The organism is Niallia sp. Man26 (genome assembly GCF_022049065.2).
Lineage (GTDB): Bacteria > Bacillota > Bacilli > Bacillales > Cytobacillaceae > Niallia.
Genome location: NZ_CP095743.1, coordinates 1,458,539 through 1,472,748, shown reverse-complemented (window position 1 = coordinate 1,472,748; position 14,210 = coordinate 1,458,539). Strand labels below are relative to the sequence as shown.

The window sequence follows — 14,210 nt, the reverse complement described above, 5'->3', positions numbered from 1 at the left end:
TCTAGCACCTGAAATTTATTTTTCTTATGCCTGTCCTTATACCGACAACGCTACAGTCTATTTACAAAACCTTTAAAATTTTTGAAGGCTTTATCATTCCTTGTTTGGAAGGATGATGCACATAAATCGCTATAGCTTCACCACTTTCCGTAAACACAGCAATTGGCCCTTCCGTTTGGAGGAGCTCGGGCGGCGCTTCAAGCACTGCACCGTTGCGGACTCTCATAGCTAATGTATCATTTATTTCATATTTCGGCAAATAACTGAGCGCATCCTCAATCGGTCTCAAGCTTTGCTCTAAAAGCCCTTTACTTTGCGCTTCTTCAATCTGCTCAAAGGTAAGACAATCGGACAAAGTCATTGTGGCCGAACGGGTTCTTGATAGATCCGACATATGAGCAGGGTAACCGAGCTTCTCTCCAATCATAACTGCTAATGTTCGAATATATGTCCCTTTGCTGCAATCCACTTTAAAGCGGAAGGAAACTTGCTCACCGGACAGTGACTCGCACTCATCAAGCAGTTCTATCTTGTAGATTGTCACTTCCCGTGTTGGCCGCTCTACTTCTATTCCCTGTCTCGCATACTCGTAGAGCCTTTTCCCATTGACTTTCACAGCTGAAAACATCGGTGGAGTTTGTTTAATTACACCTGTCAGTGAACGGAGTACTTCCTCCACTTGTTCCCTTGTAATGGAACCTGTCACGACTTTTTCCTCGACCTTGTCGCCTGAGCTGTCTTCTGTTGTTGTGGAGTATCCGATGGTTACTTCCCCTTCATACGATTTACCTGCATCTGTTATGTATTCAGCAACCTTAGTCGCCCTTCCTAAGCAAATCGGTAGAACACCTGTAACATCAGGATCCAATGTCCCTGTATGACCGATTTTTTTCATGCGCAATATTTTGCGAAGCTTAAACACACAGTCGTGTGATGTCATGCCCTTCGGCTTCCATAATGGCAAAATGCCCTCCATATTTTCCAACCCTTTCTGTTAAACAAAATGACTCCTATTGTCTATTGTTTCAAAAACAAAGAGGAATACCCTCTTTGCTTTTAAGACAGATGAAAATAGGAGTCATACTTGCTGCTAAAATTATTTAACAGCTTTCTTATTTATCTGATTCTGATTCCGATTCTCTTGCTATTTGATGAAGCAATGTATCGATTCTGTTTCCGTAATCAATAGACTCATCAAATTCAAAAGTAATCTCTGGCGTTTTGCGCAAGCGAATTCTTTGTCCAATTTCAGAACGTATAAATCCTTTTGCTTTTGCCAGCCCTTTTAGGGTATTTTCGCGTTGTTCTTGATCTCCCAATACGGAAATGTATACAGTTGCCTGCTGCAGGTCACCTGTTACTTGAACATCTGTAACTGTAACGAAGCCAATACGAGGATCTTTAATCTTTCTCGTAATGATCTCGCCAAGCTCTTTTTTCATTTGTTCGCCAACACGGTTGGGTCTAAGGCTCATAACATTCTCACCTCGTTCTATTAAAGCCATTCTATAGCTGTCGTCGAAGCTTCAATTTCCGGAAATGAATCGATCAGCTTCAAAGCATTCTGAAGCTCTCTTTCTGCTGCAACCTTGACAGATGCTACCGTTACAACGGCGAGCTCTGTCCGCTGCCACATATCCTGGAAGTCAACCTCCGAAACAGCTATATTAAATTTTTGTTTCAAGCGATCCATAATTCGCTGGAGTACAGCGCGCTTCTCCTTGAGCGAATGAGCATCATAAATGATGCACTCAACTGTCAGAAGACCGACAATCATTTGCGCTCAATTTCTTGCATTACATAAGCTTCAATGATGTCTCCTTCTTTCATATCATTGAAGTTCTTAATAGTGATACCACATTCATACCCTTGAGAAACCTCTTTTGCATCATCTTTGAAACGTTTCAGCGCATCAACTTCTCCTTCAAAGATAACAATGCCATCTCTGATGATGCGGATACCGCTGTCTCTTGTAATTTTTCCATCAGTTATATAAGAACCAGCAATCGTACCGATTTTTGAAACTTTGAATGTTTGGCGAACTTCAGCCTGACCGATAACTTTCTCTTCGAACTCAGGATCAAGCATACCTTTCATCGCCGCTTCAATCTCTTCAATTACTTTATAGATAATGCGGTGTAAGCGCACATCTACTGCTTCGGCATCTGCAGCTCTTTTCGCGTTGACATCTGGTCTTACGTTAAAGCCGATAACAATCGCATTAGAAGCAGCTGCTAGCGTAATGTCAGATTCGTTAATAGCACCGACACCAGTATGGATGATTTTAACATTTACACCTTCAACTTCGATTTTGTAAAGTGCTGCTGCTAGCGCCTCAGCTGAACCTTGAACGTCTGCTTTTAGTACGATGTTCAAGTCTTTCATTTCGCCTTGTTTCATATGTTCGAATAAGTTATCAAGGCTGATTCTTGCCTTTTCAGATCTCTGTGCCTGAATTGCTATAGAAGAACGTGCTTCACCAATTTGGCGTGCCGTTTTTTCGTCTTTAAATACAACGAAGCGGTCACCAGCTTGCGGTACTTCATTTAATCCCGTGATTTCAACAGGAGTAGATGGACCTGCAGTTTTAACACGACGGCCAAGATCATTTACCATTGCACGGACACGGCCAAATGTGTTTCCGACAACGATTGGATCACCGATGTTTAATGTTCCGTTCTGGACTAATAATGTCGCAACAGAACCTTTACCTTTATCCAACTCTGCCTCAATAACTGTACCAACAGCATTGCGATCTGGATTAGCCTTGTACTCTTCTACTTCCCCTACAAGAAGAATCATTTCAAGAAGTGTATCAATACCTTCACCAGTTAATGCAGATAGCGGTACAAAAATAGTATCTCCACCCCAAGCTTCTGGTACTAATCCATGTTCTGTCAGTTCCTGCATAACTCTGTCTGGGTTTGCAGTCGGTTTATCCATTTTGTTTACAGCTACGATAATTGGCACTTCAGCCGCTTTCGCATGGTTAATTGCTTCAACTGTTTGAGGCATTACTCCGTCGTCAGCTGCAACAACAAGGATTGTGATATCCGTAATTTTAGCACCGCGTGCACGCATTGTTGTAAACGCAGCATGTCCTGGTGTATCAAGGAAGGTAATTTTTTTACCGTTCTCTTCAATTTGGTATGCACCGATATGCTGTGTAATACCGCCTGCTTCACCTGCAGTCACTTTCGTGTTACGGATACTGTCAAGCAATGTTGTTTTACCATGGTCAACGTGACCCATGATTGTAACAACAGATGGACGTTCGATTAAAGCAGCTTCTTCGTCATCACCAAAATACACTTCAAGATCAGTTGTATCAATTTTAATTTCTTCTTCTACTTCTACACCATAATCTCCAGCAATTAGTTCAATGGAATCTTTGTCAAGATCTTGGTTGATCGTAGCCATTACACCAAGCATGAATAATTTTTTGATGATTTCAGAAGGTTCACGATGCAGTTTTTTTGCAAGTTCTGCAACTGTTAATGAATCACTGAACGTAATTTTTGTTGGCAGTTCTTTTTCTTTTTTAGGAGCTGGAGGAGCTGCTGGAGCTTGACCTTGTTTCCCCTTGCGATTGTTGTTGTTATTTCTGTTTTTATTGTTATTATTGTTGTTGTTGTTGCCTTTTGGTTTGTTGAAACCTGGTTTTGTATTATTAGTTTTAGTTTGAGTTGTTTTTCCTTTTTCAGCCATTGCATCACTTTCTTCTTCATAAGTTTCTGCTATATTTTTTGATACAGCATTCTTATTGTTATTTTGTATCGCTTCTGTACTTTTATTATAAATACTATCCAATTTTTTTACTGCTTCCTCTTCTAGTGTTGTCATATGATTCGAGACTTCTACATTCATGTCTTTCAGCTTTGTAATAACATCTTTACTTGATATGTTGAATTTTTTTGCGTATTCGTAAACTCGCATTTTACTCATCATTTCACCCCCGCAAGAATTAATCGAGCAGCGTTAAAAGTTTTTTTGCAAATCCATTATCCAAAACAGCGACAACCACTCTTGCTTCTTTGCCTATTGACTGTCCAAGCACTTCCCGGTTAGGTACCATTTTAAACGGCACTTTATAGGAATGGCACTTGTCCATTATTTTTTTGGCCGTGTTTTGTGAAGCATCTTCCGACAATAATATTAGTTTTGCATTTCCGCTTCTAATTTCTTTTACGGTAAGTTCCTCACCAGAGGTAATTTTCCGCGCTCGATATGCTAAGCCAAGTAATGACATCCATTGATTATTGTTCATTTGGATTGTCCTTGCTCCTTCTCTATTAAATCAAGCAGCTCGTCGTATACAGAATCTTCAATTGCAACGTCAAGCTGATTTCCTAGAATATTCTTTTTCTTGGCTAAAAGCACTGCTTCTTTATCCTTAGAAAGATATGCTCCGCGTCCTGATTTCTTTCCAGTTAAATCAACAGATACTAGACCTTCCTTCGAGCGAACGATGCGAACTAGTTCTTTTTTTGGTCTCATTTCACCTGTAGCAACACATTTGCGCATTGGTACTTTTTTTCTGCTGTTCACACTCATTCACCCCAATCAATCTAAATCTTCACTGTTTAAGCGAAAATCCTCTTCTTCCTCATCATTGTCATCAAACGTTAACAGCGAAGCTTCAGTTGGATAAATCCCAGCTTCTCTTGCATCTGTTTCAGATTTGATGTCAATCTTCCAGCCAGTCAGCTTAGCAGCAAGGCGAGCGTTTTGACCTCTTTTTCCGATTGCTAATGAAAGCTGATAATCAGGAACGATAACAGTTGTTGCTTTTTCTTCCTCATCTACAATTACTTCCAACACTTTAGATGGGCTTAGAGCATTAGCAACAAACACCTTTGGATCTTGCGACCATTGGACGATATCGATTTTTTCCCCTTTAAGTTCATTAACAATTGTCTGAACACGAGTTCCCTTAGGGCCAACACATGAACCTACTGGATCTACTTCTTCATTTTCAGAGTGTACAGAGATTTTAGATCTGTCACCAGCTTCACGAGCAACAGACTTAATTTCTACAGTGCCGTCATAGATTTCTGGAACTTCCATTTCAAACAATCTTTTTAGCAAGCCAGGATGTGTTCTAGACACATAAATTTGTGGACCTTTTGTTGTTTTTTCAACTTTCGTCAAAAATACTTTAATACGATCATGAGGCTTGTAAAATTCATTTGGCATCTGCTCATTTGCAGGTAGAATCGCTTCGATTTTTCCTAAGCTCACGTAAATGAACTTGCTGTCTTGGCGCTGAACAATACCTGTCATAATATCTTCTTCACGGTCGATGAATTCCGAATAGATGATTCCTCTTTCCGCTTCACGAACACGCTGTGTAACAACTTGTTTAGCTGTTTGCGCAGCAATTCGGCCGAAGTCCTTTGGAGTCACTTCCAGTTCCACGACATCTTCCACTTCATAGTTTGGATTTACCTTTTGAGCATCCTCCAATGAAATTTCCAAACGCGGATCAAAAACTTCATCCACCACTTCTTTACGTGCAAATACACGCATTGTACCTGAACCTAAATTTAAATCTATGCGAACATTTTGTGCTTGATTGAAGTTTCGGCGGTATGCAGAAATAAGTGCGGCTTCAATAGCCTCAATAATTACATCACGCGAAATTCCTTTTTCTTTCTCAAGCAATACAAGAGCATCTACTAATTCACTGCTCATGAGAGTGTATCCCCCTTTAACCTCAACGGAAAATATAGAGCGGAAGCCCTTTGACCAAACCAAACAACTTACGAGTCAGTACTAGAAGTCGGGCCTGACTATTAAGTGTCGAAGGTTTAAGGGCTTGACGCAAAAATAAAATAAGTGCAAAAGTGCTTTGCTATAAAATTTTGCCAAAGCACTTCGTATTTCTTACGAGAAGCTCACTGCAAGCCTAGCTTTAGCAACTTTCTCATAAGGAATTTCAATGGTTTTTTTTCTAGTTTTGATTTTCACTTCTACTGTGACAACATTGCCATCAAAACCTGTAAGGATTCCTTCAAAGGTTTTTTCGTTGTCAATCGGTTCATATGTTTTAATATGTACATTTTTCCCAATTGCCTTTTGGAAATCCTTATCCTTCTTCAAAGGTCTTTCGGCACCAGGAGAAGAAACCTCTAGGAAATAGTTTTCTGGAATCGGATCCAGTTCATCCAGTTTTTCGCTTAGCTTTTCGCTGACCGCAGCACACTCATCAATATCTACACCATTGTCCTTATCAATGAAGACGCGCAAAAAGTAGTTAGGACCTTCTTTTACATACTCAATGTCAACTAGTTCTAAGTTAAGATCTTCTAATATTGGGTTAACCATTTCTTCGACTATCCCTGTTACTTTGCTCAAACTTTTTCCCTCCTTAAGCAAGGAACAATTATTGAGGCAAGAATGCAGACTGTTCAAGCATGCTTTTCTTGTCTAACCTGTTTAATAATTTTTCGCTTTCCAAATAGAAAATACCACCCGTAAAAAGGTGCGTACAATAGGAAAGAGTGGGTTGCCCCACTCTCCATTCGCGAAAGTTATCTTTAGTATTTCCAACTAAACTATACCATAACCGCACTATTTATGCAAATAGAACTCTGATACAGCAAGGCTCCGCCTGCCTTTTCCCTAAATTAACAAACTGTCTTAGAATAGTGACAGCTGGTTTTGGTCCGGCATGTCAGCTAAGCAGCCATGGTTATCCAAGTACTCCATGATAGTTTTAGACACTTTTCCGCGCTGTTGCAAATCTTCTTTAGACAGAAACTCGCCGTCTTGTCTTGAACGCACAATATTCAATGCCGCATTTGTTCCAAGGCCTGGAATACTGTTAAACGGCGGAATAAGAGTATTTCCTTCAATAATGAATTCAGAAGCACTTGATTTATATAAATCGACTTTTTGGAAAGAGAATCCTCGCTCTACCATTTCGAAAGCAAGCTCCATAACTGTAAGCAAGTTTTTCTCCTTAGTAGATGCATCAAGACCTTTGCCGCTGATTTCATCTATAACTGCTTTAATGCTTTGGGCGCCTTTCACCATGGCGTCTACATCAAAATCTTCTGCTCTAACTGTGAAGTATGCTGCATAGTAAAGAAGCGGAAGATGCACTTTAAAATAGGCAATCCTTACGGCCATGAGGACGTAAGCCGCAGCATGCGCCTTCGGGAACATATATTTTATCTTTTTACAAGAATCAATGTACCATTCCGGCACTTCATTTTTACGCATTTCCTCTTCCATCTCATCAGTTAGACCTTTACCTTTACGGACACTTTCCATGATTTTAAAGGCAAATGCCGGGTCTAAACCTTGGTATATCAGGTAAACCATGATGTCATCACGACAGCCGATAACTTCACTCAGGTTACAGATATTATTGTGGATAAGCTCTTGTGCATTGCCGAGCCAAACGTCTGTACCATGTGAAAGTCCAGAGATTTGGACAAGCTCTGAGAATGTAGTTGGTTTTGTATCCTCAAGCATTTGTCGGACGAATTTAGTTCCGAACTCTGGTATTCCAAAAGTACCTGTTTTGCAATTAATCTGTTCCGCTGTAACACCAAGTGACTCCGTACCGCTGAAGATTTTCATTACTTCCGGATCATCTGTCGGAATGGTTTTCGGATCAATCCCGCTCAAATCCTGTAGCATCCTGATAACAGTCGGATCATCGTGTCCAAGTATATCAAGCTTAAGTAGGTTATCATGAATGGAATGGAAGTCAAAGTGAGTCGTTTTCCATTCAGAATTTCTATCATCTGCCGGGAATTGAATAGGTGAAAAGTCGTAAATATCCATATAATCAGGTACTACGATAATTCCCCCTGGATGCTGACCTGTAGTACGTTTTACACCAGTACAGCCTGATGCAAGCCGATCAATTTCCGCACCTCTAATTTGCAGGTTATTATCCTGCTGATACGCCTTAACATATCCGTAAGCTGTCTTATCTGCGACAGTACCTATCGTTCCTGCACGGTAAACATATTCCTCACCAAACAGCACCTTTGTATAGTTATGGGCTTTTGGTTGGTATTCCCCGGAAAAGTTCAAATCTATATCAGGTACCTTATCCCCTTTAAACCCAAGGAAGGTTTCAAACGGAATATCATGTCCGTCTTTTTTATATCTAATTCCACAATTCGGGCAGTCCTTATCTGGCAAATCAAAGCCTGAACCGACTGATCCGTCATTGAAGAATTCTGATTGCTTACAGCTTGTACAAACGTAATGAGGCGGAAGCGGATTAACCTCTGTGATTTCGGTCATTGTGGCAACGAAGGATGATCCGACAGATCCACGTGATCCTACCAAGTATCCATCATCCAATGATTTCTTCACCAGTTTATGAGAAATCAAGTAGATAACGGCGAATCCATGGCCGATAATACTTTTCAGCTCTTTCTCTAGCCTTGCCTCTACGATTTCTGGCAATTCGTCCCCGTATATTCTTCGGGCCATGCTGTAGCTCATTTCGCGCATTTCTTCATCTGCGCCTTCAATTTTCGGTGTGTACAAGTCATCTTTAATCGGCTTGATTTCATCTATCATATCGGCAATCTTATTGCTGTTGGCAACGACGATTTCCTTTGCTTTGTCTTCTCCTAAAAAGCGGAAGCCGTCAAGCATTTCATTTGTAGTCCTGAAATGAACATCAGGAAGTTTATGCCTGTTCAGCGGGTTAGCTCCGCCTTGAGAACCGACGAGTATTTGTCTGTAAATTTTGTCGTTCGGGTTTTGGTAATGGACATTTCCTGTTGCGACAACAGGTATATCAAGTTTCTCACCGAGCTTTGTGATATTTCCGATGATTTCTTCAAGGGCCTTTTCATTTTGTACTAGCTCCATTTCAATTAAATGGGCATATACTTCTTTCGGCATTACTTCCAGATAATCATAAAACGGCGCCACACTTTCCACTTCTTCCGGCGCTTTTTGCATCATTGCCTCAAATACTTCTCCTTTATCACAGCCCGAGCCGACAAGCAATCCTTCTCTGTGCTTTTGCAGGACAGAACGCGGTATGCGCGGCACACGGTAGAAATAATTCAAGTGAGAAATTGAGACTAGCTTGAATAGGTTTTTCAAACCAACATCATTTTGGGCTAGCAGTGTGCAATGATACGGACGGGCTCTTTGATAGGCATTGCCTTGCCCCATATTCTCATTAAGCTGATTATGATTGGTGATGCCTTTTTCCTGTGCATCCTTCAACATTTTCAACACTAAATATCCCGTTGCTTCTGCATCGTAAATGGCACGGTGATGCTGTGTCAGTTCAATATCAAACTTTTTCGCAAGTGTGTTCAATCGATGGTTTTTCATCTCTGGATACAAAAATCTTCCTAGTTCCAATGTATCAATGACAGGATTATCTGATTTTGGCATTCCAGCCTTTTGATAGCCGACATTAATAAATCCGACATCAAAGGAAGCGTTGTGAGCAACAAGTATGCTGTCTCCAGCCCAGTCTTTGAATTTGCGCAGGACGATACCAATCTCTGGCGCACCTTGGACCATATCATCTGTAATTCCAGTCAGATTAATGGTTGTTGCCGACAATCTGTGATGAGGGTCTGCAAATGATTCAAAGCGGTCGATAATTTCTCCGTTATGAATCTTCACCGCTGCCAATTCAATGATTGTATTGTAAACAGCAGATAACCCAGTTGTCTCTACGTCAAACACGACATATGTTGCATCTTCTAAATGCAGATCCTTTTCGTTATATGCAATCGGCACACCGTCATCGACTAGATTCACTTCGACTCCGTAAAGGATTTTCACGCCATTTTTCTTTCCGGCACCAAAGGCTTCCGGAAAGGATTGGGCAACTGCGTGATCGGTTATAGCAATCGCTTTATGACCCCATTTTTTCGCCTGGCCGACAAGCGCGCCAACAGAGGAAACAGCATCCATTTGGCTCATTGGAGTATGGAGATGAAGCTCGACTCTTTTTTCGCCTTCTTTAGCTGTGTCCTGTCTTTCGACTGGCTTTATTTCATTTAAGTCATTCCCGATCATCACTAAGTCTCTGACAAAGGTGTCGTTCTGAATGCTGCCTCGCGCCCTTAGCCACATTCCTTTTTTAACAAGCTGGAATAACGCTGCATCCTCCTTGTCTCTTGAGAACATCTTCACCATGATGGAGCTAGTGTAGTCGGTAATCTTGAATGTCAGCAATGTTCTGCCGCTGCGAAGCTCCTTCGTCTCTGCGAAGAACACGTATCCTTCAATTGTCACTCGTCTTTCTTCATCGACAATTTCCTCAAGTCGGCGGTAGTCGCTGTCATCCTTAATTGTTAAGCCGATTGTAAGCGGACCTGATGGAATGCTCGCATCGCCAGCTTCTTTGTCAGCCTCCATCTTCTGAATATCAAGCATGGCCTGTTTTCCTCTTTCTTGATCTTCCAGTCTTTTCGCTTCAAGGAACTGGGCATATGCGTCATTCGTCTCTTGAGTTGCCACTTCTGTATCGATCATCATAGCTGGAAAACCAAAATACTGATAAGCATTTGAAATTAAATCAGCATATTTGCGCTTAATAGCCAGTCCTTCCATTTCGTTATTGACTGTTATCGTCAACTTGTTGCCTTGAATTTTCGGCACTTGTTCATTAAGCAATTTAATGAGCGGCGGTGCAATTCCCTGCATTTGTTCAATACATGCAGACCAATAATCCCTTATAAGTATTTCATCAGCAAGGCTTGATTGAACATTTATATTGAATGTCACTGTTGCAATATGCTCGAAATTGCTGACAAGTTTAGTTGTGAACAATTGATAAATGTTATAAGGAATAATGCTTTCAAACGCGAAATGGAAATGCCATTTTTTCGCTTTTCTTTCAATGACTATTTTATCTATTTTAGCGTTACGAAAATGGGTAACAATCGCATCATCTGTTAATTGAAGCTGCTGCAATAGCAATTGAAATCGTTCCAATTTCCCTTCTATTTCTGCCATTTGTTCTCCCCTTACTTTTCTATATTTCTTTTATTGGTGCTCTACCAAGCTACATTATATCATAATCTATTTTTTCTTATTGAATAAAAGGCTGCTTAAATGTTGGCAATTTAAAGAACGGTTGGCAGCCTATTTACACCATAAAAAAAGCTACAGCTTGTCGCTGTAGCTGTAAAACTTAGTTGGAAAGCTTTGCAAGAGTCTCAAGCAGATTATCAACATGAACCTCATGAACCTCGCCGCTGCTTCTTTCTTTCAGTTCTACAATTCCTTCTGCCGCTTTTTTGCCGACAGTAATACGAATTGGCAAACCGATTAAATCAGAATCTGCAAACTTTACTCCCGCTCTTTCCGCACGATCATCAACAAGCACATCATAACGGTTTTGCTTCAAGCTATTATATAGCTTGTCTGTCAATTCTGTTTGAGCTTCGTCCTTAGCATTAACTGTAATCAGATGCAGATCGAATGGTGCGATTGCTTTTGGCCAAACGATGCCTCTCTCATCATTAAATTGCTCAACGATTGCAGCCATTGTTCTAGACACACCGATACCGTAGCAGCCCATGATGATAGACTGAGAACGGCCATTTTCATCCAGATAGCTCGCACCCATTGCTTCACTGTAGCGAGTTCCTAGTTTAAAGACATGACCAACTTCAATTCCTTTTGCAAACACGATTGTACCTTTTCCATCTGGAGAAACATCCCCTTCTTGAATGAAGCGCAAATCAGCATATTGACTTACAGCAAAGTCTCTTTCTGGGTTTACATTCGTATAATGATAGTCTTCTTCATTTGCTCCGCAAACACCATTAACAACATATTGAACCGCATTATCTGCAATTACTTCCACATCTTTAACGCCGATTGGTCCGAGTGAACCAACACTGCAGCCTAGAATATTCTTTGTTTCGGACGCATCAGCAAGCTCGACAGTTGATGCTTCAAGCAAGTTTTTCAATTTAATATCGTTCACTTCATGATCTCCGCGAACTAATACAAGTACATGCTTGTCGTCCACTTTAAATAGAAGTGATTTGATGCATTTATTTTCTGAAACATTCAAGAAAGCTGAAACTTGCTCGATTGTTTTAACGTTTTCTGTTTTTACCTTCTCAAGCTCGCCTTGAGGTGTATCCTCTTTTTCATATACAGCAAGCACTGGTGCCATTTCAATATTAGCTGCATAGTTTGATTCTGTTGAATAAGCGATTGTATCCTCTCCAACATCGGAAAGTGCCATAAATTCATGCGTATCTTTTCCGCCCATAGCGCCGCTGTCTGCAATAACAGCACGGTAGTTCAAACCGCATCTTTCAAAAATATTGCAATATGCCTGGAAGATTGCATCATACACTTCCCCAAGACTTTCGTGAGAGCTGTGGAAGGAATAAGCATCCTTCATGATGAACTCACGGCCACGTAAAATCCCGAATCTTGGTCTCTTTTCATCTCTGAATTTCGTTTGAATTTGATAAAGAGATAAAGGCAAACGCTTATATGATTTAATTTCATCCCTAATTAGGCTTGTGATTACTTCCTCATGTGTTGCACCGAGGGCGAATTCACGATTATTACGGTCATTTAGACGCATTAATTCTGGTCCGTAAGAATACCATCTGCCAGACTCTTGCCAAAGTTCTGCTTGTTGCATAGCAGGCATTAGCAGCTCGACTGATCCTGAATTATCCATTTCTTCACGGATAATTTGTTCAATCTTTTTCAGCACTTTATTTGCTAATGGCAAATAAGAATATATTCCGCTCGCATTCTGCCTGATATAGCCTGCGCGCAAAAGCAGCTGATGGCTTTTAATTTCTGCGTCTGCTGGCACTTCCCTTAAAGTCGGGATTAACATTTTACTTTGCTTCATTATTTAGCACCTCTATTTTTATTTTCAAACAAATCACGAATGAAGGTGAGGTCTATTTTCTCCTCACCCATTCACAGATTAACTAATTGATTATTTAAGGAAGAAACGCTGAATATCGTTCCACGTTACCACAATCATTAGCAGCATCAGCAATGCAAAGCCAACAAAGTGAACAATTCCTTCTTTATGCCTGTCAATCGGCTTGCCTCTGATTGCCTCAATAGCAAAGAAGATCAATCTTCCGCCGTCAAGAGCCGGCAGCGGCAGCAAGTTCATGATACCTAAGTTAATGCTCAAGATAGCCGCCCATCTCATCAATGAGTATATACCTGATTGAGCGACCGTATCCGTTGATTTATAGATTCCCACAGGTCCGCTTAACGCATCGATGGAGAATTGTCCTGTTACCAGTTTACCGACTGCTCCAATGATCGTTTTCGTCCATGTATAGGTTTCTGTTACACCGTATTGGAATGCTTTTAACGGGGATTTTTCCATCGGGCTGTATACACCAACTAATCCGATCTTTTCTCCGTCTTCCACTTCCGTTTCTTTAGGCGTAACGTCAACAGTCATTTCCTGCCCGTTTCGGACAAGCAGGAACTCCAGCTCTTCACCTGGGCTCTTCTGAATGATAGAGACAACATCCTCCCAAGAAGAAACAGATTGTCCGTCAATACTTAATACAGTATCTCCTTCTTTTAAGCCTGCAGTGATTGCCACACCATCCTCTGTCAATTTGCCAAGCTTCGGCTCATTGGAAGGCATTCCTTGTGTTAAAGCAATGATAACAAACACAACGAAAGCTAGAACAAAGTTCATCATCGGCCCTGCAAAGATAGCCAATGTGCGTTGCCATAGAGTTTTACTATTGAATTGACGATCATATGGCGCAATTTGTGTTTCAATGCCATTTTCGATGATAACCGCTTCTCTATGAATTCGGAATACTTGCAGCTCTTCATTCATATCATCTTCTGCATAACCTTTGATCGTTAAATCGTGATCTAGGTCGGCAGCTTCAACATTAATTATTCTTGCATTCGGATACTTTTCTTTGTTATTAAGAATGATTTTCTCCACTGATCCATCTTTGCCAAAAAGCAGCCCAATCCGATGTCCTGCTTTAATTTCAATCATTTCAGCGTCTTCCCCAGCCATGCGGACAAATCCGCCTAATGGAAGAAGACGAATGGTATACGTTGTTTCTCCTCTCTTTTGAGAAAAGACTTTTGGACCGAATCCAATTGCAAATTCACGGCACAGGATACCTGCCCTTTTTGCAAATACGAAGTGTCCGAGCTCATGAAAAAACACTAACGCACCAAAAATGATAATAAAAGCAACTACTGTATACAATATATAACCA

Annotated in this window: 11 protein-coding genes; all 11 read right to left on the bottom strand. The window is 40.8% G+C overall.

Annotated features, from left to right (window positions below; genetic code table 11):
• Positions 1–61 precede the first annotated feature (61 nt).
• Positions 62–976 carry a tRNA pseudouridine(55) synthase TruB gene (truB, locus tag L8T27_RS07335; protein ID WP_237941194.1) on the bottom strand — a complete coding sequence of 305 codons (915 nt, stop codon included), beginning with the start codon at positions 974–976 and terminating at the stop codon, positions 62–64.
• A 136-nt stretch (positions 977–1,112) separates the two neighbouring features.
• On the bottom strand, positions 1,113–1,475 hold the full coding sequence (rbfA, locus tag L8T27_RS07330; protein ID WP_233314359.1) for a 30S ribosome-binding factor RbfA: 363 nt from the start codon (positions 1,473–1,475) through the stop codon (positions 1,113–1,115).
• A gap of 20 nt (positions 1,476–1,495) precedes the next feature.
• Positions 1,496–1,777 carry a DUF503 domain-containing protein gene (locus L8T27_RS07325; protein ID WP_233314360.1) on the bottom strand — a complete coding sequence of 94 codons (282 nt, stop codon included), beginning with the start codon at positions 1,775–1,777 and terminating at the stop codon, positions 1,496–1,498.
• Complete coding sequence (gene infB, locus L8T27_RS07320) at positions 1,774–3,945, bottom strand: translation initiation factor IF-2 (RefSeq protein WP_233314781.1); 2,172 nt, start codon at positions 3,943–3,945, stop codon at positions 1,774–1,776. The genes L8T27_RS07325 and infB overlap by 4 nt, the downstream gene beginning before the upstream one ends.
• A 19-nt stretch (positions 3,946–3,964) precedes the next feature.
• Positions 3,965–4,267, bottom strand: coding sequence for a YlxQ family RNA-binding protein (locus L8T27_RS07315; RefSeq protein ID WP_233314361.1), 303 nt, complete (start codon positions 4,265–4,267; stop codon positions 3,965–3,967).
• Entirely contained in the window at positions 4,264–4,548 is a 285-nt protein-coding gene (gene rnpM, locus L8T27_RS07310; RefSeq protein WP_233314362.1) for an RNase P modulator RnpM, read from the bottom strand. The genes L8T27_RS07315 and rnpM overlap by 4 nt, the downstream gene beginning before the upstream one ends.
• 15 nt (positions 4,549–4,563) lie before the next feature.
• Positions 4,564–5,694, bottom strand: a complete 1,131-nt coding sequence (gene nusA / locus L8T27_RS07305; protein ID WP_233314363.1) for a transcription termination factor NusA — start codon at positions 5,692–5,694, stop codon at positions 4,564–4,566.
• A gap of 192 nt (positions 5,695–5,886) precedes the next feature.
• Positions 5,887–6,357, bottom strand: a complete 471-nt coding sequence (rimP, locus tag L8T27_RS07300; protein WP_233314364.1) for a ribosome maturation factor RimP — start codon at positions 6,355–6,357, stop codon at positions 5,887–5,889.
• Positions 6,358–6,642: 285 nt separating this feature from the next.
• Positions 6,643–10,965 carry a PolC-type DNA polymerase III gene (locus L8T27_RS07295; protein WP_233314365.1) on the bottom strand — a complete coding sequence of 1,441 codons (4,323 nt, stop codon included), beginning with the start codon at positions 10,963–10,965 and terminating at the stop codon, positions 6,643–6,645.
• Positions 10,966–11,143: 178 nt separating this feature from the next.
• Positions 11,144–12,841 carry a proline--tRNA ligase gene (locus tag L8T27_RS07290; protein ID WP_237941193.1) on the bottom strand — a complete coding sequence of 566 codons (1,698 nt, stop codon included), beginning with the start codon at positions 12,839–12,841 and terminating at the stop codon, positions 11,144–11,146.
• A 90-nt stretch (positions 12,842–12,931) separates the two neighbouring features.
• Positions 12,932–14,200 (bottom strand): RIP metalloprotease RseP, encoded by a 1,269-nt coding sequence (gene rseP, locus L8T27_RS07285; RefSeq protein WP_233314367.1) that lies wholly within the window; start codon positions 14,198–14,200, stop codon positions 12,932–12,934.
• Positions 14,201–14,210 lie beyond the last annotated feature (10 nt).